16 protein-coding genes are annotated in these 20,667 nt (G+C 73.2%); 3 read left to right on the top strand and 13 right to left on the bottom strand.

Annotated elements, in window-relative coordinates:
* The first annotated feature begins 64 nt into the window (after positions 1-64).
* The 3 genes from K330_RS0113880 to K330_RS0113870 are packed head-to-tail and all read left to right on the top strand — an operon-like array spanning position 65 to position 2,404.
* Entirely contained in the window at positions 65-427 is a 363-nt protein-coding gene (locus tag K330_RS0113880) for a holo-ACP synthase (RefSeq protein WP_022922422.1), read from the top strand.
* The gene (locus K330_RS0113875) at positions 424-1,923 is read left to right on the top strand and encodes a bifunctional ADP-dependent NAD(P)H-hydrate dehydratase/NAD(P)H-hydrate epimerase (RefSeq protein ID WP_022922421.1); all 1,500 of its coding nucleotides are present in this window, start codon (positions 424-426) and stop codon (positions 1,921-1,923) included. The genes K330_RS0113880 and K330_RS0113875 overlap by 4 nt, the downstream gene beginning before the upstream one ends.
* Before the next feature lie 22 nt (positions 1,924-1,945).
* A complete protein-coding gene (locus tag K330_RS0113870; protein ID WP_022922420.1) occupies positions 1,946-2,404 on the top strand; it encodes a VOC family protein in 459 nt (152 codons plus the stop codon).
* Here K330_RS0113870 and K330_RS21375 read toward each other — a convergent pair.
* From K330_RS21375 to K330_RS21360, 13 genes are all read right to left on the bottom strand, one after another.
* Positions 2,361-3,470 carry a TerC family protein gene (locus tag K330_RS21375; RefSeq protein WP_051145619.1) on the bottom strand — a complete coding sequence of 370 codons (1,110 nt, stop codon included), beginning with the start codon at positions 3,468-3,470 and terminating at the stop codon, positions 2,361-2,363. The two genes, K330_RS0113870 and K330_RS21375, sit on opposite strands and share 44 nt — an antisense overlap.
* 340 nt (positions 3,471-3,810) lie before the next feature.
* Complete coding sequence (leuA, locus tag K330_RS0113860; RefSeq protein WP_040658201.1) at positions 3,811-5,499, bottom strand: 2-isopropylmalate synthase; 1,689 nt, start codon at positions 5,497-5,499, stop codon at positions 3,811-3,813.
* 381 nt (positions 5,500-5,880) lie between these two features.
* A complete protein-coding gene (locus tag K330_RS0113855) occupies positions 5,881-6,813 on the bottom strand; it encodes a carbamate kinase (RefSeq protein ID WP_022922417.1) in 933 nt (310 codons plus the stop codon).
* A complete protein-coding gene (locus K330_RS21370) occupies positions 6,810-7,703 on the bottom strand; it encodes an SDR family oxidoreductase (RefSeq protein WP_040658158.1) in 894 nt (297 codons plus the stop codon). Before K330_RS21370 ends, K330_RS0113855 begins: the two co-directional genes overlap by 4 nt.
* A 10-nt stretch (positions 7,704-7,713) precedes the next feature.
* Positions 7,714-9,603: a hydantoinase B/oxoprolinase family protein gene (locus K330_RS0113845; protein WP_022922415.1), complete on the bottom strand. Its 1,890-nt coding sequence runs from the start codon at positions 9,601-9,603 to the stop codon at positions 7,714-7,716.
* Positions 9,600-11,831 (bottom strand): hydantoinase/oxoprolinase family protein, encoded by a 2,232-nt coding sequence (locus tag K330_RS21365; protein WP_022922414.1) that lies wholly within the window; start codon positions 11,829-11,831, stop codon positions 9,600-9,602. The genes K330_RS0113845 and K330_RS21365 overlap by 4 nt, the downstream gene beginning before the upstream one ends.
* 160 nt (positions 11,832-11,991) lie before the next feature.
* The gene (locus tag K330_RS0113835; RefSeq protein WP_022922413.1) at positions 11,992-13,038 is read right to left on the bottom strand and encodes a proline racemase family protein; all 1,047 of its coding nucleotides are present in this window, start codon (positions 13,036-13,038) and stop codon (positions 11,992-11,994) included.
* The gene (locus K330_RS0113830; RefSeq protein ID WP_022922412.1) at positions 13,028-14,128 is read right to left on the bottom strand and encodes an alcohol dehydrogenase family protein; all 1,101 of its coding nucleotides are present in this window, start codon (positions 14,126-14,128) and stop codon (positions 13,028-13,030) included. Before K330_RS0113830 ends, K330_RS0113835 begins: the two co-directional genes overlap by 11 nt.
* A 60-nt stretch (positions 14,129-14,188) precedes the next feature.
* Positions 14,189-14,893 carry an SRPBCC family protein gene (locus K330_RS0113825; RefSeq protein ID WP_022922411.1) on the bottom strand — a complete coding sequence of 235 codons (705 nt, stop codon included), beginning with the start codon at positions 14,891-14,893 and terminating at the stop codon, positions 14,189-14,191.
* The gene (cutA, locus tag K330_RS0113820) at positions 14,894-17,296 is read right to left on the bottom strand and encodes an aerobic carbon-monoxide dehydrogenase large subunit (RefSeq protein WP_022922410.1); all 2,403 of its coding nucleotides are present in this window, start codon (positions 17,294-17,296) and stop codon (positions 14,894-14,896) included.
* Positions 17,293-17,955, bottom strand: a complete 663-nt coding sequence (locus K330_RS0113815) for a (2Fe-2S)-binding protein (protein WP_022922409.1) — start codon at positions 17,953-17,955, stop codon at positions 17,293-17,295. The genes cutA and K330_RS0113815 overlap by 4 nt, the downstream gene beginning before the upstream one ends.
* Positions 17,952-18,875 (bottom strand): FAD binding domain-containing protein, encoded by a 924-nt coding sequence (locus K330_RS0113810; RefSeq protein WP_022922408.1) that lies wholly within the window; start codon positions 18,873-18,875, stop codon positions 17,952-17,954. Before K330_RS0113810 ends, K330_RS0113815 begins: the two co-directional genes overlap by 4 nt.
* 110 nt (positions 18,876-18,985) lie before the next feature.
* Entirely contained in the window at positions 18,986-20,554 is a 1,569-nt protein-coding gene (locus K330_RS21360) for a uracil-xanthine permease family protein (RefSeq protein ID WP_022922407.1), read from the bottom strand.
* Between the last annotated feature and the right edge of the window lie 113 nt (positions 20,555-20,667).

Raw genomic sequence — 20,667 nt, 5'->3', positions numbered from 1 at the left:
TGAACCTCGTCCAGGGGCTCCGCCTCGGGCTCGATGCCGCGCCCCGAGGGACGAGGTGCCCACGATGATCATCGGGGTCGGCATCGACGTGGTCGACATCGCGCGCTTCGCGGCGCGGATGGAGGCCAACCCGCGCCTGGGCGAGCGTCTCTTCACCGACGACGAGCTGGGGCTGCGGCCGGAGTCGATGGCCGCCCGGTTCGCCGCGAAGGAGGCGCTGGCCAAGGCCCTGGGTGCCCCCGTCGGGCTGCGCTGGACCGACGCGTGGGTGGTCCGTGACAGCACCGGCCGCCCCCACCTGCGCACCCAGGGCACCGTGCGGGCCCGCGCCGACGAGCTCGGGGTGGCCCACCTGCACGTCTCGTTGTCGCACGACGCCGGGATCGCCTCCGCGGTCGTCGTCGCCGAGGGCGGGGGCCTGGCGTGATCGTCGGGTATGCCGTCGCCGACGTCCGCGCCGCCGAGGACCGGGTGCGTGCCGACCTGCCGGAGGGCGAGCTCATGCAGCGTGCCGCCCGCGGGCTGGCCGAGGTGGTCGCCGTGCGTGCCGAGCAGCTGGGCGCCAGGACGGTGGTCGTGCTGGCCGGCCCCGGGGACAACGGGGGCGACGCCCTGTGGGCGGCGTCCTTCCTCGACGGGCCCGACGTCACTGCCGTGGGGGTCGCGCCGAGGCTGCACCCCGAGGGCCGGGCGGCGGCACGGGCCGCCGGCGTCGAGGTCGTCGAGGTCGAGCCCGACGCCGAGACCCTGCCCGGTCGCGTGCTCGAGGTGCTGGCCGCCGCGGACCTGGTGGTCGACGGCCTGCTCGGCATCGGTGGCCGAGCCGGTCTGCGCGGCGCGATGACGGCCGTCGTCGACGCGGTGCCGGACACGGCATACCTGCTGGCGGTGGACCTGCCCAGCGGCGCCGACCCGGCGGGGGAGGAGCCGCTCGGGCGTGCCCCCGCGGTGGTCGCCGACGAGACCGTGACCTTCGGGATGTGCAAGCCCGTCCACCTGCTGCCCGGCACCGAGGCCGCCGTGGGCCGCCTGACGGTCGTGGACATCGGTGTCGAGACGGACGTGCCCCCGGTGGTCGAACGGCTGGAGCACGACGACGTGCGCAGCCTGTGGCCGGTGCCGGGGATGGGCGACCACAAGTACTCCCGCGGGGTCGTGGGCGTCGTCGCCGGCAGCGAGGCCTACCCGGGCGCGGCCGTGCTGTGCGTGACGTCCGCGGTGGAGTCGGGCGCCGGGATGGTGCGCTACGTCGGACCGGGCCGCCCGACCGACCTCGTGCTCGCCGCCTGCCCGGAGGTGGTGCCCGGCCCCGGCCGGATGCAGGCCGCCGTGGTCGGGCCCGGCGTGGAGCCGCACGGCTGCGACCACCCCGACTGCGCCGACCACCAGGCCGACCACGTGCGCGAGCTGCTCGGCGGCGACGTGCCGCTCGTCGTGGACGCCGGTGCCCTGGAGCTGCTCGCGTCGTGGGTCGCCGCGGGGAACCGGCGTCAGGCGCCGACGCTGCTCACCCCGCACGCCGGCGAGCTGGCGCGGCTGCTGACCGCCGTGACCGGCGAGGAGGTGACGCGCGATCAGGTGGAGGCCGCGCCGGTGGAGCACGTCCGGCGTGCGGCCGCCGTCAGCGGGTGCACCGTCCTGCTCAAGGGGTCGACGACGCTGGTCGCCGACCCCGACCCGACCGTCCCGGTCCGGTCCCAGACCGACGCCCCGGCGTGGCTCGCGACCGCCGGTGCGGGGGACGTGCTGGCCGGTCTGGCCGGCGTGCTGCTGGCGGCCGGTCTGCCGCCCCGCGACGCGGGGTCGCTCGCCGCGCTGGTGCACGGCGTCGCCGCCGACGTGGCCAACCCCGGTGGGCCGGTCCGCGCCCTCGCCGTGGCGCGCGCCATACCCGTGGCCGTGGCGCGCCTGCTGGGCCGCTGACCTCCGCTGCTAGGTTGACGGCATGGATCAGCGCGTCTCCCTGGTGACCCTCGGCGTGGCCGACATGGACCGTGCCCGCAGCTTCTACGTCGCGCTCGGCTGGGAGCCGGGCCCCTCGCCGGAGAACATCGAGTTCTTCCAGGCGGGCGGGATGGTGCTGGCGCTGTGGGACCGGATGGCCCTGGCCGTCGACTCCGGCATCGACATCGAGGACGACACCGAGGAGACGCCCGGCAGCGGCGACGGGTGGGGCGGCAAGGTCCTGGGTCTCAACGTCCCCAGCGCCGCCGACGTCGACGAGCAGTTCCTCAGCGCGGTGGACGCCGGCGCGACGGTGCTGCGCCGGCCGGCGACCCGCTACTGGGGCGGCTACTCCGGAGTCTTCGAGGATCCCGACGGCCACGTCTGGGAGATCGCCTACAACCCCTACTGGAGCGTCACCGAGGACGGTCGGACCCTGCTGGGCGACGGTCGGGGCTGAGCTCCTCGGCGACGGCCTCCTGCGCCGTCGCCTCCTCCTGGGTCGGCTCCGTCCCGGCCTCGACCGACCGTCGGCGTGTGGCCCGCCGGTCGGCGAGCACGCTGGTCAGCACGGTGGCGGCCAGGATGCCGACGATGACGACGAGCGAGGCCACGGTGGGCACGGTGGGCACGCCCGGCCAGATGCCGTGGGCCCAGTGCAGGACCAGCTTGACGCCGATGAACGCCAGGATGAGGGACAGCCCGTAGCCGAGGTGGCGCAGCTTGCCCAGGGCGCCCTCGAGCACGAAGTACAGGGCCCGGAGGCCGAGCAGGGCGAAGGCGTTGGTCACGAAGACGAGGTAGGGGTCGCCGGTGATGCCGTAGACGGCCGGGACGGAGTCGACCGCGAAGACGATGTCGGTGCCCAGGATCGCCAGCGCCACCAGGGCCAGCGGGGTCAGGGCCCGTCGACCGCCCTCGAGCACCGTCAGCCGGCTGCCGCGGTAGTCGTCGGTCACCGGCATGAACCGGCGGGTCAGCCGCACGACGGGCAGCGTGGCGACGTCGACCCCGTGGGAGTCGGAGCGGGCGTCGCGCAGCACCTTCCAGGCGGTCGCCAGCAGGATGAGGCCGAAGACCAGGAAGGTGACGGCGAAGTTGGCGATGAGCGCGGCGCCGAGAGCGATGAAGATGCCGCGCAGCACCAGCGCGCCGACGATGCCGATCAGCAGCACCCGCTGCTGCAGGTGCCGGGGCACGGCGAAGGCGCTGAGGATGATGATGAAGACGAACAGGTTGTCGACCGACAGCGACTTCTCGACGAGGTAGCCGGTGTAGTACTCCAGCCCGGTCTGGGAGCCGAAGGCGTTCCAGATCCACACGCCGAAGGCGAGGGGGAGGGCGAGGTAGAAGGCCGACCAGCCGAGCGCCTCGCGCATCCCCACCTCGTGCGGGCGGCGCGTGAGGATCATGTCGACCACCAGGAGCGCGACGACCGCGCCGATGGTCAGCAGCCACAGCGTCGGGTCGGCGACGGAGGCGGTCGGCTCGGCGGCGCGGGTGGCAGCCAGGGGCACAGGTGTCATGGACGAAGGGACCTCTCGATCACGTGCGGATCGAGGTCTCCTTCACCCTGCTGCCAGGGCGCGCGCCGAGCGGGACATGGGTCCCGCGCACTGACCGACGCGACTTCGAGAAGTACTCCCCTCGGGGTCTGCAGGATAGGGAGGCGGCGCGTGACGTGTCAACTTCACCGTCCCGGGTCCGGTTCCCGCCGAGCGACCCACTTCGGTCGGTGCAAAGGCCTTCTCGGCCGCCGGAAGTGGGCCACTCGGCGCCCGGGTGGCCGGGACGGCGCCCGGGTGGCCGGGACGGCGCCCGGGTGGCCGGGACGGCGCCCGGGTGGCCGGGAGCCGGCCCGGTTCGTCAGTGCCGCGGCCGGTTGACCGCGCTCGTGACCGCCCGCAGCGCCGCCGTGACCGTGCTGGGGTGGATGCCTACGCCCCAGCGCACCTCGCCGTCGATCGCGCACTCGACGTAGGCGGCGGCATACGCGTCGGCACCCGAGCTCAGCGCGTGCTCGTGGTAGTCGAGCACCCGCACGTCGATGCCGATCGTGGACAGCGCGTCGGTGAAGGCCGCGATCGGGCCGTTGCCCACGCCGGTGACCTGCTGCTCGGCCCCGTCGAGCTCGACGGTGGCCTCGATGCGGTCGTGCCCGGCGTCCTCGTCGTGGGTCAGCGTGTGGTCGGTGCCGACCAGCGGCCCGTCCTGCTCGAGGTACTCGTCCTGGAAGGCGGACCAGATCTGGGCCGGCGTCATCTCGCCGCCCTCGGTGTCCGTGTGCCGCTGCACCGCCCCGCTGAACTCGATCTGCAGCCGCCGCGGCAGGTCCAGCTTGTGCTCGGTCTTCATCACGTAGGCCACGCCACCCTTGCCGGACTGGCTGTTGACGCGGATCACCGCCTCGTAGGTGCGACCGATGTCCTTGGGGTCCACCGGCAGGTAGGGCACCTCCCAGCGGTGCTCCTCGACCGGGACCCCGACCTCGGCGGCCTCCCGCTCCAGCGCCTCCAGGCCCTTCTTGATCGCGTCCTGGTGGCTGCCGGAGAAGGCGGTGAAGACCAGGTCGCCGCCGTAGGGGTGGCGCTCGGGCACCGGCAGCTGGTTGCAGTGCTCCACCGTGCGGCGGATCTCGTCGATGTCGGAGAAGTCGACCTGCGGGTCGACGCCCTGGCTGAACAGGTTCATGCCCAGGGTGACCAGGCAGACGTTGCCGGTGCGCTCGCCGTTGCCGAACAGGCAGCCCTCGATCCGGTCGGCGCCGGCCAGGTAGCCCAGCTCGGCGGCCGCGACGCCGGTGCCCCGGTCGTTGTGCGGGTGCAGCGACAGGATGACGTTCTCGCGGTGGTCCAGGTGCCGGCTCATCCACTCGATGGAGTCGGCGTAGACGTTGGGGGTGGCCATCTCCACGGTCGCCGGCAGGTTGATGATGACGGGTCGCTCGGGCGTCGGGACGAAGACCTCCATCACCGCGTTGCAGACGCGGACGGCGAACTCCAGCTCGGTACCGGTGTAGGACTCGGGGGAGTACTCGTAGGTGATCTCGGTGCCGGGGTGGTCGGCGTGCAGCTGCTCCTCGTACTTCTTGCAGGTCCGCGCGCCCTGCACCGCGATGTCGACGATCTCGTCCTCGCTGGCGCCGAAGACGACCCGGCGCTGCAGGGTGGAGGTCGAGTTGTAGAGGTGCACGATCGCCTGCCGGGACCCGGCGATCGCCTCGTAGGTGCGCTCGATCAGGTGCTCGCGCGCCTGGGTCAGCACCTGGATGACGACGTCGTCGGGGATCAGGTCCTCCTCGATGAGCATCCGCACGAAGTCGAAGTCGGTCTGGCTGGCGGCGGGGAAGCCGACCTCGATCTCCTTGTAGCCCATCCGCACGAGCAGCTCGAACATGCGCCGCTTGCGGTCGGGGGTCATCGGGTCGATCAGCGCCTGGTTGCCGTCACGCAGGTCGACCGCGCACCAGCGCGGGGCCTGCGTGATCGTGCGGCCCGGCCAGGTGCGGTCGGGCAGGTCCACGGCCGGGTATGCGGTGTAGCGCTCGACGGGCATGCCGCTGGGCTGCTGGGGGTTGCGGCGCACGACGTGGGTGTCGGCGGGCGCGTCGGTGCGTGCGGTGCCCGGGTGGGCGGGGGGTGCGGCGGGGGTGGTGATGCTCATGGTGGTCCGGCTCTCTTCTCGCTGGGGGCTGTCGGTCCGTCGGACAGCAGGACTCCGCAGCGAGGGCCGGACCTAGGAGGTCTCGCTGCGGCGCGGAAGAAGGAGCATCGAGGTCATTGCACGGCACTCTAGCCCAGGGGTATGACGTGGCGTCAAGGTGGGCCTCGTCACACGCCCGCCCCGCGACCGGGGACGGCGCCCGCACGGCATACCGGTGACCGGGGACGCCACCCGCCCGGCATACCCGCGACCGGGGACGCCGCAGGCACGCCCTCAGGGGACGACGACGGTCCCGGTGCCACCGTCGGCGGCCTCGGTGATCGAGGCAAGGTCGGTGACCACCGCGCGCGGCCCGCCGGACTCGACGAAGCGGGTCACGGCCTCGACCTTGGGCAGCATCGAGCCGACGCCGAACTCACCCGCCTCGATGTGCGCGCGCAGCTCGGCGGCGCGGACCTGCCCCAGCGGCCGTGCCTGCGGCGTCCCCCAGCCGAGCACGGCGTGCTCGACGTCGGTCGCGATGACGAGCAGGTCGGCCTCGACCTGCCGGCTGAGCAGCGTGGCGGTGAGGTCCTTGTCGATGACGGCCTCGACGCCCTGGTAGCCCCCGCGCGGGTCGGGCACCACCGGGATGCCGCCGCCGCCGGAGGAGACGACGAGGAAACCCTGGGCCAGCAGGGCGGCCACGGCCGGGGCGTCGACGATCTGCAGCGGCTCGGGGGAGGCGACCACCCTCCGCCACCCCTTGGGGCCCTCGTCCCGCCACGCCTGGCCCGCGGCCGTCATCGCCGCGGCGTGGTCGGCGCTGCCGTAGGGGCCGATGGCCTTGGTGGGGCTGGTGAAGGCGGGGTCGTCGGCGTCGACCACGGTGCGGGAGACCAGCGTCGCGACCGGTCGGGCGGCGTCCTGGGCCGCGAGCGCGCGCTCCAGGGCGTTCATGAGCGTGAAGCCGATGGTGCCCTGGGTCTGGGCGCCGCACCAGTCCAGGCTGACGGGGGTCAGCCGGTGCGCCGACAGCTCGTTCTTGAGCAGGATGTTGCCGACCTGCGGGCCGTTGCCGTGGGTCACGACCACCTCGTGGCCCGCGGCGACGAGCCGGGCGATGTGCTCGGCGGCCACCGCGATCGCGGCCCGCTGGTCGTCGGGCGTGGACCGCCCGTCCGAGGCGGTCATCGCGTTGCCACCCAGGGCCAGGACGATCCTCATGAAGACTCCTTCGTCAGCAGCTGGGCCCACGTCGTGGGCGGACGCCCGAGCAGGCGGGCCAGGGGAGCGGGGTCCACGGTGAACCCGCTCTGGTCGTAGGCGGCGAACATCGCCAGCAGGTCCTCCAGCGCGGACCCGTCCACGCCGGCCCCGGGCCCGGAGCGCCACTGCTCCGGTGTGACGGCCGAGGCGCTCACCGGCCGGCCGAGGACCGTGACGGCCACCTCGGCCAGCTGCAGGACGGACAGCACCTCCGGCCCGCCCAGGTCGTGCGTGCTCCCGGGCTCGAGCCGGCCGTCGAGCGCGGCGGCAGCGACCTCGGCGACGTCGTCGAGGTCGACGAGGCTGAAGGGCGCGCTCAGCCGGTAGGGCACCTCGAGGTGGCCGGCGACCGCGGACGGCAGCAGGTTCTGCAGGTAGGCGCAGGGACGCAGCACCACGGCGTCGGGGCGCAGCCGGCGCACCGCGCGCTCGGCCGCGCCCTTGCGCAGGTGGTGGGCCATACGCGCGTCGTCGGGGTCGGCGACCGAGTGGTAGACGAGGCGCTCGACGCCGGCTTCCGTGGCCGCGCGGGTCGCCAGCTCCACCGCCTCCACCTCGGCGGGATGCACGTTGGGCACGATCAGGTATGCCGCGTCCGCGCCCGTCAGCGCGTCGGCCAGGCCCTCGCCGGTGACGACGTCGGCCCGGTGCCAGCTCAGCCGCGGGTCACCGGTCGCCTGTGGTGACCTCGTGCCGTCAGGGCCACCCGAGGTCACCACGGCCGGAGCCCCGTGGCCGGGGTCGCGGGAGGTCGCCCGGACGGTCAGCCCGCGCCGCAGGGCAGCCGCCACCACGGCGCGACCGGTCTTGCCGGTCGCGCCGAGGACGGTGACGGTGCCTGCTCCCACGGAGGTCGGCCTAGAGCCAGTCGACGTCGGCCGAGGTGGCGCCGCCCGACAGCTGGGCGTATCCGGGACCGCGGTCGAAGAACGGCTCCTCCCCGCGCGCGTCGCGCAGCGAGGCCCGCAGCTCCTCGGTCGCCGCGACGTCGACGAGCGGCTCGTCCTTGGTGCCGAAGGCCACCACGCCGTAGTCGCGGCGGGCCCCCTCGAAGGAGACCTTGCCCCAGCGCAGGTCGCGCTCCACCTCCTCCACCGGGCGCTCCAGCGGGTCACCCCAGCCACCGCCACCGGTGGTGCGGATCCGGATGACCTGACCGGCCTTGACGGGCTCGGCGTCGGCGAGGGCGTCGACATACCTCTCGTCGGGGCCGCCGGGGTCGATGCAGACCTCGAAGGGGCGCCCCGCCTTGCCGCCCTTGACGCCCCAGCAGGCCAGGATCGAACGGTCGGCGATGGACATGAAGTTGGCGTCCTTGAGCATCCGGATGTGTTTCTCGTAGCCCAGGCCGCCGCGGTAGCGCCCGGGTCCGCCGGAGTCCACGGCCAGGCCGAGGCGCTCGACGAGGAAGGGGAAGCGGGACTCGGTGAACTCGGTGGGCAGGTTGCGGGAGTCCGGCACGACGTGGATGGTGTCCTCGCCGTCGGCGTAGTAGCGCCCGCCGGCACCGCCGCCGAGCACCTCGCGCATGAGGTAGTCCTTGCCGTCGCGGTCCTTGCCGTAGACGCCGGTGTAGCGGATCGTCTCCTGGTCGGCCGGCATCTGGCCGTCGACCGCCTTGGCGAGGACGCCGGCGAGCACGCCGAGCAGGCGCAGGATGACGAACGTGCGGGCGTTGGTCGGCGCCGGGAAGATCGGCGTGAGCAGCGTGCCCTTCTCCGGGAACCTCATCTCGATGAGCGGGACGACGCCCTCGTTGACGTCCAGCTCGCCCATGCGCTCCGGTGTGTCGGCGAGGTTGCGCAGGATCGGGGCCAGCCACTTCTTGAGGAAGTTGCCGTCGGCGTAGTCGCCGCAGTGGTTGATCGGGCCCTTGGCCTGGGGGGCGGTGCCGGTGAAGTCGATGACGATCTTCGGGCCGTCGTCGGGGCCACCGGTGCTGGTCTTGGTCAGCGTGATCCGCTGGGTGTGCAGCCGTGGCTCGTCGACGCCGTCGTGCTCGGCGTAGTCCTCCCAGACGTACTCCCCGTCGGGGATCTTGGAGAGGATCTCGCGCCGGTAGGTCTCGGTCGTCTTGTCGAGGATGGCCTGGAAGGCGGCCTCGACCGTCTCGCGGCCGTAGCGCTCGAACAGCTCGGTCAGCCGGGCCGCACCCATGAGGCAGGCGGAGCACTCGGCGTCGAGGTCGGCCGCCAGCGACTCGGGCATCCGCGAGTTGCGGGTCATGATCCGCAGGGCGGCCTGGTTGGGCACACCCTGGTCCCACAGCTTGATCGGGGGGACCATGAGGCCCTCCTCGTAGACGCTGGTCGCCGCCGACGGCATCGAGCCCGGGGTCGCGCCGCCGATGTCGTCGTGGTGGCCGAACGCCTGCACGAAGCACACGACCTCGCCCTCGTGGAAGACGGGGACGGTGACGCACAGGTCGGGCAGGTGGCCGATGCCGCCCTCGGACTCGTAGACGTCGTTGTGGAAGAAGACGTCCCCGGGCCGCATGGTCTCCAGCGGGAAGTCGCGGACCACCGGGTGCACCAGCGCGCTGTAGGAGCGGCCGGTGAGCTTGCGCAGCTGCCGGTCGTGGATGCCGGCGCGGAAGTCGTGCGCGTCGCGGATCATCGGGCTGCGGGACGTGCGGGCGATCGCCGTCTCGACCTCCATCTCGACCGAGGCCAGGGTGCCCTGGACGATCTCGACGACGATGGGGTCCACGGCTGCGGCGGCGGTGGTCGGGGTGCTGGTGGTGCTCATGCCTGCTCCTCCTGGCTCTGCACGGCGGTGAGGTATGCCGAGGCGCTCACCAGGGCTGGCTGCGCGGTCTCGCGGTGGGCAGCGTCGTCGCTGCCGGGCTTGGTGATGACGAGGTTGCCCCAGGCGTCGACCCGGACCTCGAAGCCCGGGTGGACCGGGACGGTGGAGCCGAACTCCTCGATGATCGCCGGGCCCTGGACCAGGTCGCCGTCGGCCAGGTCGGGACGCCAGTAGACCGGGGTGTCCACGTAGCCGTCGGCGGCGTCGAAGCAGACCCGACGGGTGCTGGTGCGGGCCCGCTGCGCGTCGCCCTCACCGGTGCCGATCTCCGGCAGCGTCGGGCGGGTGATGGGGCCCACGCCGGTGACGCGCAGGTTGACCCACTCGACCTGCTGACGCTCGTCCCCGCGGAAGTCGTAGCCGTAGAGAGCGCGGTGCTCGTCGTGGAAGGCCTCGGCCACCCGGTCCACGGCGGCCTGGTCGAGCTCCCCGGCCGGGACCGGCACGCGCACCTCGAAGGCCTGGCCGACGTAGCGCAGGTCGGCGGTCCGCTGGAACTGGTGGTCGGCGCGCTCGAAGCCCTCCAGGTCCAGGGCGTGGGTGGCACGCTCGGCGAGGGCGCCGTAGACCGATCCCAGCTGCGCCAGGTCGAGGTGGTCGTGCTTGGACACCATGGTCTGGACGTAGTCGTTCTTGACGTCCACCGTCAGCAGGCCGAAGGCCGACACGTTGCCCGGGTTGAGCGGCACGATGACGCCGGCCAGACCGAGGATGTCCACGAGCCGGCAGGCCAGCAGCGAGCCGGAGCCGCCGAAGGTGGCGAGCATGAAGTCGCGCACGTCCAGGCCACGCTTCACCGAGATCTGACGCAGGGCGTTGGCCTGGTTCCAGGCGCTGATCTCCAGGATGCCCGTCGCCGCGCGCTCGACGTCGAGCCCGAGCCGGCCGGCGATCTGCTCCAGGCCCGCGCGCGCCGCGTCGACGTCGAGCGGGATCTCCCCGCCCAGCAGGTGCGGGGGGATGCGCCCGAGCAGCAGGTGCGCGTCGGTGATGGTCGGGGCGCCGTCGGCGCCGCCCCTGCCGTAGCACAGCGGGCCGGGGTCGGCGCCGGCCGAGTGCGGACCGACCTTGAGCGAGCCGTCGGGGGAGATCCAGGCGATCGAGCCGCCGCCGGCGCCCACGGTGACCACGTCGATCATCGGGATCTTCGACGGGTAGGCACCGACCGACCCCTCGGTGGTCAGCGTGGGCTCGCCGCCCAGGACCACCGAGACGTCGGTCGAGGTGCCGCCGCCGTCGCAGGTGAGCACCTTGTCGAACCCGGCCAGGCCGGAGACGAGGGCCGCGCCGAGGGCGCCGGCGGCCGGGCCGGAGAGCACGGTGGTGATCGGCTGGTGCACGACCTCCTCGGCGGACAGGACACCACCGTTGGACTTCATGATGTAGAACGGCATCGCACGGGGGGCTCCGCCCCCCGTGGACCCCCCGGAGCCCTCCGCCCCCGTCCCGGTGTAGGCACGCAGCCGCTCGGAGATGTTGGCGACGTAGGCGCTGACCTTGGGCTTGACCGCGGCGTCGACGAGGGTGGTCATCGAGCGCTCGTACTCGCGGTACTCCCGCAGCACCTCGCTGGAGAGGGACACGACGCAGTCCGGGTGCTCCTCGGCCAGGACCTGGCGCATCCGCTCCTCGTGGGCGGGGTTGGCGTAGGCGTGCAGGAAGTTCACCCCGAGGGTGTTGATCCCCTGGTCACGGAACCACCGGGCCACAGCACGCGCGCCGTCCTCGTCGAAGGGCCGGACCTCGTTGCCCTCGAAGTCCATGCGGCCGCCCACGGTCTTCACCAGGTCGGCCGGCACGATGCGCTCGGGCTTGACCCAGAAGTAGGAGTTGCCGTAGCCGTCCGGCACCGCCTGCCGCGCGATCTCCAGGACGAACTCGTAGCCCTCGGTGGTGACGAAGCCCAGCGGGTCCAGCTTGGCCTCGAGCAGCTGGTTGGTGGCCACCGTCGTGCCGTGCGAGACCGCGGTGACGTCGGCGCCGGTGGCCCCCAGCAGGTCGAGCACCTTGTCGACCCCGTTGATGAAGCCGTCGGCGGGGTTGCCGGGGGTCGACGGCGTCTTCGTCGTCGTGATCGTGCCGGCGTCCTCGTCGAACGCGACCACGTCGGTGAACGTGCCGCCCGTGTCGATGCCGATCCTGATCCGGCGGTTCGTCGTGGTGCTCATCCGCACTTTCCCTTCGGGTGGTGGTGGCGGCAGGAGGGCCGTGCCTGGCGCGTGTGCATGTGGGTCGAAGTCAACCTCGTGCGGGCGCCGTCATCCCCGGCAACATCTGACGACGACGAGCCGGCCGTTCGGCACAAGTTGGGGGAGTCCTCGACGGGACTCAGGGGCCGGCGGTGCCGGCCAGCAGCTCCCAGATGCCCTCGGTCCCCAGGTCGTCGTCGAGGTTCACCACCAGCTCGGTCACGCCGAGCGTGAACGCCCGGCCGGTGATGGTGGATGTCGTGCCGACCCGGCCGTGCAGGCCGGGACGCCCGACGATCTCGCCCACCATCGTGGAGCCGGTGGGGGAGATGCTGGTCAGCCGGTCGCCGACGCCCAGCACACCGTCGTCCGCAAGGAGCGCCAGCTGGGCCGCGGTGCCGGTCCCCGTGGGGCAGCGGCAGACCACCCCGGGGTGGACGTAGGTGGCGGTGGCGACCTCGATGCCGTCGCCGCCCTCGGTCAGGGGGCCGGCGAGGCTCACGAACGCGAGCGGGCCGGTGTCGCCGAAGGTGGGGTGCACCAGCTCCAGGTCCGGGGAGGCCACGAGGCACAGCGACATCCCGAGATCGGCCAGCACCGGTCGCTCCGGCTCGCTCAGGGCGAAGCCGTGGGCCTCGGCGTCCACGACGGCGTAGAAGCAGCCGGACCAGACCAGGTCGTAGGTGACCGTCCCGAAGCCCGGCAGCTCGGCGGTGCGACCTCGGTCGAGCACCCACGCGGTGTCGCAGGTGACGGTGACCGCGTGCACGTGCCGGCCGTCGTGCTCCACCTCGGCGCGGACGAGGCCAGCCGGGGGCTGCAGGTGCACCACCTGACGCCCGGGCGGTCCCATCGCCAGGTAGCCGCTCTCGAGCAGCGCGGTGGCGACGCAGATGGAGTTGGAGCCCGAGAAGAACGGGTACCCCATCGCCTCCATGATCACGTAGCCGGCGTCCGCGCCGTCCAGGTCGGGGTCGACCACGACGTTGGCGCACATCGCCGGCTCCCCGTAGGGCGGGGAGAGCAGCAGCCGGCGCAGGGCGTCCCCGTCCCCGCCCAGCCACGCCCGCTTGGCGAGCACGCTGTCACCCGGCACCCGGGGTATGCCGCCCAGGACGACGCGGCTGACGTCACCGCCGTAGTGGGTGTCGACGAGCCGGATGCGGCGGCGGTGCTCAGGCGGCATGGGGCGCCCCGACCTCCTCCCACCGCGCGTCGGGCACGACGACGAGGTTGCCGACGAAGCCCTTGGCCATGAACGCCCGCTGGGCGTCGTGGAACCGGCTGAGGCGGTAGGTGCCGGCGAGGAGGGGGCGCACGGCCCCGGACTCGATGTAACCGACCACGCGCCGGAACGCGGCCCGCGTCCCCTGGGAGGAGCCGTGCAGCTCGAGGTGCTTGAGGTAGACGGTGCGCAGGTCGAGCTGCACCACCGGGCCGCCGATGGCGCCCGAGGTGGTGTAGCGGCCCTCGGGCCGCAGGATGCGGAGCAGGTCGTTGAACAGGTCCCCGGCGACGAGGTCGGCCACCACGTCGATGCCGGCGCCGCCGGTGGCCTCGGCCACCTGTGCCACGAGGTCTCCCTCGCCGCGCACCACCACGCCCTCGGCGCCGACGGCCCGCACGGCCTCGGCCTTGCCGGCGCTGGTGACCGCGTAGGGGACGGCACCCCGGGCCCGGCACAGCTGGATGAGCCCGGACCCGACACCACCGGAGGCGCCCGTGATCAGCACCCGCTCGCCCGGGACGACCCGGGCCCGGTCGAGCATGTGCTCCCCGGTGAGGTAGGCGCAGCAGAAGGTGGCCAGCTCCGCGTCGTCGATGTCCCGGTGGACCACGTGGGCGTGGTCGGCGGGGACCACCTGGTACTCGGCGTAACCGCCGTCCCGCCCGTGGCCGAGGTAGTCGATGTCGGCGAGGCTGTCGTCGTCCCGGTTGTAGATCGAGAAGTCCACCATCACCCGCTCGCCGACGCGGGCCTCGTCCACGCCGGCACCCACGGCCACGACGCGCCCGACGCTGTCGGTGCCCTGGATGCGGGGGAACTCCAGGGTGGAGCGGCCCCGCCGCCAGGTCGACACCGCCGTCGGGTCGTCCTCGAGGCCGTAGGCGCCCTCACGCACCCACACGTCGGTGTTGTTCATGCCGCAGGCGCTGATCTCCAGCAGCACCTCGTGGGGAGCGGGCTCGGGCACCGGCACGTCGTCGCGCAGCTCGAGCCGCGCGGGGCCGCCGTGGCCGGTGAGCAGCACGGCCTGCATGGTGGCCGGGATCATCCCAGCATTGAAGCAGACCGGAGACCCTGCTCGCCGGGACCGGCGGGCAGGGCACGGCGGTCAGCGGCGGCGCAGGCGGGCGCCCAGGGCCACGCCGACCAGCGCGATGGCGGCGCCGGTGACCATCGGCACGAGCTGACCGGACGCGCCGGGAGCGCCGGACACCGCCATCCCGCCGGAACGGCCGGCGAGCAGGCCCTGGCCGGCACCGTCCGCCCGAGCCGGCCCGGCGCCCCCGGCGCCGGCCGCGACCGGTCCTCCGGCGCCTCCGGCACCCGGGTCCTCGACGCCCGTCAGCGAGGCCTGCCTCGCCGGCGCTGACCCGCCGCGGGCCAGGTGCTCGTCGATGTTGGTGAAGAACTGCGTGGCCAGCCGCCGGGCGACCGAGGACAGCATGCGCTGGCCCACTCCGCCGACCGGACCGCCGACGGTCGCGTCGGCGGTCCAGTCCAGGTCCGTGCCGCCGTCGTCGGCCGGGCTGAGCCGCACCGCGACGTCGGCGTCGACCGTCCCCGGTCCGCCGGCGCCGGACAGCGAGAGCACGAAGCGCTCCGGCTCGGTCTCCTGGGAGAACACCGCCTGACCGTCGTAGGTGCCCTTGATCGCGGCGACCCCGGCGCTCACGGTCATCGCGAACCTGCCCGGCTCGATCTCCCGCAGGCTCTGGCAGCCGGGCAGGGAGTCCTCGAGCACCCCGGCGTCGTGGAAGGCCGTCCAGGCGGCGGCCGGGTCGACGGACAGGTGGTTGCGGCCGGTGATCTGCATCTACTTCTCCTCGGGGTGGTGGTCGGCGGCGTGCTCGCGGCGCAGCCGCCACAGGTCGGTGGGGGAGATCGGCATCCGGGTGATCGGGATGCCCTCGGCGTCCTCGACCGCGGCGGCGATGGCGGCGCTGGTGGGAATGGTCCCCGCCTCGCCCGCGCCCTTGATGCCCAGCGGGTTGAGCGGCGAGGGGGTCTCCAGGTGGTCGGTCTCGATGTGCGGCACCTCGGTCGCGAACGGCATGAGGAAGTCCATGAACGAGGCGTTGAGCAGCTGGCCGTCGCCGTCGTAGGCCAGTCGCTCGTAGAGCGCCCCGCCGATGCCCTGGGCCACCCCGCCGTGGACCTGGCCCTCGACGATCATCGGGTTGAGCATCGGGCCGCAGTCGTGCACCACGCAGTAGCGCAGCACGGTGATCTCCGCGGTGTCGGGGTCGGTCTCCACGACGGCGGCGTGCATGCCGTTGGCGAAGGTGGTCCGGACGGGGGAGAAGAACTCGCTGTCCTCCAGGCCCGGGTGCTCCGCGTCGGCCACCGGGGGCTTGGACTCGTCGACCTTGCCGCCGAACTGGGTCGCCGCGCGAGCGGTCTCGTCGAAGGCGTAGCGCAGCGGGTTGGCCAGCACCGCGACCATCGGCAGCGGGATCTGGGTCGTGGGCGCGCCCTTGACCTGCACGATGCCGTCGACGATCTCCAGGTCGTCGGGGTTGGCCTCCAGCGCGTCTGCGGCGATCTGCAGGGCGCGCTCCTTGACCTTGCGGGCCGTCAGCAGCAGCGCGTTGCCGCTCATCACCGCCCCGCGGGAGCCCCACGTGCCGACCGAGTAGGCCATCCGCCGGGTGTCACCGGTCGTGACGTGCACGTCCTCGACCTTGACGCCGAGCTCGTCGGCCACGATCTGGGCGAAGACCGTCTGGTGGCCCTGGCCCTGGGTCGTCAGGCCGGTGGAGACGTTGACGCGCCCGCCGGTCTCGATCTCGATGTGGCCGCCCTCGTAGGGGCCGGCACCGGTCCCCTCGACGTAGCACGCCATACCGATCCCGACCTGGCGTCCCTCGGCGCGGGCCTGCGCGCGGTAGGCCTCGAAGTCGTCCCAGCCGACGAGCGCCTTGAGCTTGTCCAGGCTCGCCGGGAAGTCACCGGAGTCGTAGACCCCCATGCGCCCGTCCTGCAGCACCATACCCAGGTCCCAGGGCATCTCCTCGGGCTGGACGAAGTTGACCGCCCGCACCTGCGCCCGGTCCTTGCCCAGGGTGCGGGCGACCGCGTCCATCGTGCGCTCCATGAGGTAGGCGGCCTGCGGCCGGCCGGCCCCGCGGTAGGGGGTGACGATGACGGTGTTGGTGTAGAGCGAGGTGAAGGTGACCGAGAAGTTGCGCATCCGGTAGGGACCGGGGATGTGCGTGGCGGTGTTGAGCGGCACGATGACGCCGTAGGGCAGGTAGGCGCCGTGGTCGTGCCACAGCTGCACCTCGAGGCCGAGGATGCGCCCGTCGTCGTCGAACCCGACGCGCACGTGCTGCAGCTGCTGACGCTCGTGCGCCGAGGAGATGAAGTGCTCCCGGCGGTCCTCGACCCACTTCACGGTGGCGCGCAGCCGCATCGCGGCGGCCGCCACGGCGACGTCCTCGGGCCAGGGGTGGTTGATCTTGACGCCGAACCCGCCGCCCACGTCGGGGGCGACCACCTCCACGGCCGACAGCGACAGCCCGAGCTTGGCGGCCAGCGCCGCCCTCAGCCCGGTGGACGTCTGGGTCGAGGCGTGCACCTTGAGGCGGTGCTCCTCGGCGTCCCAGCGGGCCAGGATGCCCTTGCCCTCCATCGGCATGCACGCGCTGCGCTCGATGTCGAGGTCGAGCTCGAGCACGTGCGGGGCGGCGGCGATGCGTCCGGGCGCGTCGCCCAGGTGCTGCTCGAAGTATGCCCCGACGTTGCCGGGTGCCTCCTCGTGCACCAGGTGCTCGGCCGCCCGCGCCGCCTCGACGCCGACGACGGCGGGCAGGACGTCGTAGTGGACGCGCACCCGCTGGGCGGCGTCCTCGGCGACGTAGCGGTCCCGGGCGACCACCATGACGATGGCCTGCCCGACGTGGTGCACGCGCTCGCGGGCGAGAGCGTAGGTGGTGACCGGGTGCTCGATGCTGGGGTGCGGCAGCAGCATCGGCAGCGGGTCGGCCGCGGTGCCGGTCGCCTGCAGGTCCTCCCACGTCCACACGGCGACCACGCCGTCGACGTCGATCGCGCCGGTGACGTCGATGTCGACGATCCGGGCGTGCGCGTGCGGGCTGCGCACGAAGGCCGCCGCGAGCGCGTCGTGGCCGAGGTCGTCGAGGTAGCGGCCGTCGCCGCGGACCAGGCGCGGGTCCTCGCGGCGCTGCACGGGCGCGCCGACGGAACGGGTGCTCATCGCTGCTCCTCCTGCGGGGCGTCGCCGTCGCGCCGCAGCTCCGCGGCGCGGCAGACGGCCTTGACGATGTTCTGGTAGCCGGTGCAGCGGCACAGGTTGCCGGCGACCGCCTCCCGCGCCTCCTCCGGGGTGGGGTCGGGGTTCTCGTCCAGGTAGGCGGTGATGGTCGTCAGGAAGCCCGGGGTGCAGAAGCCGCACTGCAGCCCGTGGCACTCCACGAACGCCTGCTGGACCGGGCCCAGCTGCCCGTCGGCACCGCCGAGGCCCTCGACGGTGGTGATGTCGTGGCCCTGCGCGGTGACGGCGAACATCAGGCAGGCGCGCGCCGGCTGGCCGTCGAGCAGCACGGTGCAGGCACCGCATACCCCGTGCTCGCAGCCGACGTGGGTGCCCGTGAGGCGCAGGTCGTGGCGCAGCGCGTCGGAGAGCAGCCGCCGCCCGGGCACGCGCAGGTGGTGCTCGGAGCCGTTGACCCGCAGGTAGACGTCGAGCAGCTCCTCGGGGCGTGCGGCGCCCCCGGCGGGGTCGAACGCGGCGCGCGGCACGGTGGTGACGACCCGCCCACGGACACCGGGGGTGCGTGGGGGCTGGGGGCGGTCCTGCGGCTGCCCCTGGCCGTGCTGCGCGTCCATCTGCCTGTCGCTGCTCGGCGTGCTCATGCGGTGACCTCCTGGTCGGTGGGGGCGTCGGGCAGGCGCACGGTCCCGTCGGCGTCCTCGCCGGCCGTGAGCCGGTCGAGCAGCCGGTGCGTCTGGACCACGGCCAGGTGGCGGCGGTAGTCGGCGGAGGCGTGGATGTCGTCGACGGGGTCGACGTGGCCGCCGACGACCTCCTCGACACGGCCCGCGAGGCCGGGCAGGTCGGCGGCGGTGGCCCCGGCGACCGCGTCGGTCAGGTCGAGCACGTCGGGCACCTCGGTGAGCGAGACGAAGCTGGCCCGCGCGCTGGTCACGGACCCGTCGTCGCCGAGGCGCAGCGCCAGGGCGACCCCGGCGAGGGCGTAGTCGCCGTGCCGGCGCGCGATCTCGCTGAACCCGGTCCGGGTGCCGGGCGGGAAGCGGCCGAAGACCGCCTCGACGGCGAGCTCGTCGGCGGTCGCGCAGCACTCCATGGGGCCGACGAAGAAGGAGCTGGCCGGGACCTCGCGGTCGCCGTGGACCGAGCGCAGCAGCACGTGGCCGTCGGTCAGGGCCAGCACCGCGGGCATCTCGCCGGCGGGGTCGGCGTGGACGATCGAGCCGACGGTGGTGCCGCGGTTGCGGATGACGGGGTGGGCCACCCACCGCAGCGCCTGGCGCAGCAGCGGCTGGGCGGTGCGCGCGGCGGAGTGGGACAGCAGGTGCGCGTGCCGCACGAGGGCGCCGACGCGCACCCCGCCGGGCTCGACCGTGACCTCGTCCAGCCCGGCGACCCGGTTGATGTCGACGAGGTGGGCGGGGCTGGCCAGGCGCATGTTGAGGACCGGCACCAGGGACTGGCCGCCCGCGAGCACCTTGGCCTCCGGTCCCAGCTCGGCCAGCAGCTCCAGGGTCTCCTGGACGTCGGCCGGTGCGTGGTAGACGAAGGGGGCCGGTTTCATCGGCGGATCACCTGCTCCTGGGTGGGGTGCGGGCGCGGGGCCCGGTCGGGGTCTTCTCGGGTATGACGTGCACGGGCCGGGTGCCGGGTCGGCACCCGGCCCGCGGGAGGTCAGGCTCGGTCGGTGTCGCCCCCGGGGCGCGCCTCCCGCTCGTGGGGGTCGTCGGTCCGCGTCTGCTGGGCGTGCTCCTCCACGATGAGATGGCCCTCGGAGGTGCGGCCCAGGACGCGGTGGCCGTAGAGGCCGTAGTCGTCGGCCAGGCCGAGGTTCTCCAGGTTCTGGCCGCCGGGCGGGTCGGCGAAGGTGGCCGTGCCGAACTGCTCGTCGCGCATGGAGGCGGGCATGAGCACGCGCACCAGGTGGTAGGCCGCGATCGTCACGATGGTGCCGAAGGCGATGCCGGCCAGCGAGAACTCGTCACCGATCGACAGCGAGGTGTCACCGATGGCGATGATGATGCCGGCGGCGACGGGGACCAGGTTGAGCGGCTTGGAGAAGTCGACCCGGTTCTCGACCCAGATCTTGGCGCCGAGCAGGCCGATCATGCCGTAGAGGACCACGGTGATGCCGCCGAGCACGCCGCCCGGCACGGCGGAGATGAGCGCGCCGAACTTGGGGGAGAGGCCGAAGAGGATCGCCACCAGGGCCGCCGCGTAGTAGGCGGCGGTGGAGTAGACCCGGGTGGAGGCCATGACGCCGATGTTCTCGGCGTAGGTCGTGGTCGGGGAGCCACCCACGGAGGTGGCGAGCATGGTGCCGATGCCGTCGGCGGCCACGGCGCGGCCCATGACCGGGTCGAGGTCGTGGCCGGTCATCTCGGCGACGGCCTTGACGTGGCCGACGTTCTCGGCGACCAGCGCCACCACGGCCGGGAGCATGAGCAGCACGAAGGTCAGCTCGATGTCGGGCAGGTGCCAGCCGACCACGCCCGCGGCGGTGTCGGTGGCCGGCGGCAGGCCGAACCACGGCGCGGAGACGACGCCGTCCCAGTTGACGCGGTTGTGGGTGTCGACCTCGCCGGTGCCGGCGTTGAAGGCGGTGATGGGGCCGGTGAGGACGTCCGCCAGCCAGGAGGCGACATAGCCGAAGACCAGGCCCAGCAGGACCGAGACGCGGCCCCAGAAGCCGGGCAGGATGGTGGCCAGCAGGATGGTGACCGTCATCGTGGCCAGCGCGATCCACTGGTCCTGGGGCCAGTAGATGTCGGCGACCACGGGTGCGAGGTTGAAGCCGATGAGCATGACCACGGCGCCGGTGACCACCGGAGGCAGCACCTTGGTCAGCGCGGCCGCGCCGATGAAGTGGATGAAGATGCCGGTGAGGGTGAGCACGACGCCGGCGACGAGGATGGCGCCGGTGACCTGCTGGGGGGTGCCGCCCTGGGCGACGACGGCGGCGACGCCGCCGACGAAGGCGGCCGAGGTGCCCAGGTAGGAGGGGACCCGGCCCTGGACGATGAGCAGGAACGCGATCGTCGCGATGCCGCTCATCATGATGGCCAGCTGGGGGTTCAGCCCCATGATGAGGGGGAAGACGAACGTGGCGCCGAACATCGCCACCACGTGCTGGGCGCCCAGGCCCGCCGTCCTGCCCCAGCTGAGCCGCTCGTCGGGGGCCACGACGTCGCCGGGCCGCAGCGTCTTCCCGTCCCCGTGGAGCTTCCAACCAAATGCCGCCACTTCACACACTCCTTTGTCGTGAGGCGGTCACGGGCCCCGTCACGTCATTCGCCGGAGCACGCCTCGTGACGCACGACACTAGGTGCCAGCGACGGCGGAGGGTACCGGCAGAC

Source organism: Ornithinimicrobium pekingense DSM 21552, assembly GCF_000421185.1.
Classification (GTDB): domain Bacteria; phylum Actinomycetota; class Actinomycetes; order Actinomycetales; family Dermatophilaceae; genus Ornithinicoccus; species Ornithinicoccus pekingensis.
This window is presented reverse-complemented; position numbering and strand designations above follow the sequence as displayed.

Coding starts and splice junctions, on each gene's coding strand:
- K330_RS0113815 (WP_022922409.1), bottom strand. CDS start 17,955: ATGAGCACGCCGAGCAGCGACAGGCAGATGGACGCGCAGCACGGCCAG.
- cutA (WP_022922410.1), bottom strand. CDS start 17,296: ATGAGCACCCGTTCCGTCGGCGCGCCCGTGCAGCGCCGCGAGGACCCG.
- K330_RS0113870 (WP_022922420.1), top strand. CDS start 1,946: ATGGATCAGCGCGTCTCCCTGGTGACCCTCGGCGTGGCCGACATGGAC.
- K330_RS0113830 (WP_022922412.1), bottom strand. CDS start 14,128: ATGATCCCGGCCACCATGCAGGCCGTGCTGCTCACCGGCCACGGCGGC.
- K330_RS0113845 (WP_022922415.1), bottom strand. CDS start 9,603: ATGAGCACCACCAGCACCCCGACCACCGCCGCCGCAGCCGTGGACCCC.
- K330_RS21375 (WP_051145619.1), bottom strand. CDS start 3,470: ATGACACCTGTGCCCCTGGCTGCCACCCGCGCCGCCGAGCCGACCGCC.
- leuA (WP_040658201.1), bottom strand. CDS start 5,499: ATGCCCGTCGAGCGCTACACCGCATACCCGGCCGTGGACCTGCCCGAC.
- K330_RS0113825 (WP_022922411.1), bottom strand. CDS start 14,893: ATGCAGATCACCGGCCGCAACCACCTGTCCGTCGACCCGGCCGCCGCC.
- K330_RS0113810 (WP_022922408.1), bottom strand. CDS start 18,875: ATGAAACCGGCCCCCTTCGTCTACCACGCACCGGCCGACGTCCAGGAG.
- K330_RS0113855 (WP_022922417.1), bottom strand. CDS start 6,813: ATGAGGATCGTCCTGGCCCTGGGTGGCAACGCGATGACCGCCTCGGAC.
- K330_RS0113835 (WP_022922413.1), bottom strand. CDS start 13,038: ATGCCGCCTGAGCACCGCCGCCGCATCCGGCTCGTCGACACCCACTAC.
- K330_RS21365 (WP_022922414.1), bottom strand. CDS start 11,831: ATGAGCACCACGACGAACCGCCGGATCAGGATCGGCATCGACACGGGC.
- K330_RS0113880 (WP_022922422.1), top strand. CDS start 65: ATGATCATCGGGGTCGGCATCGACGTGGTCGACATCGCGCGCTTCGCG.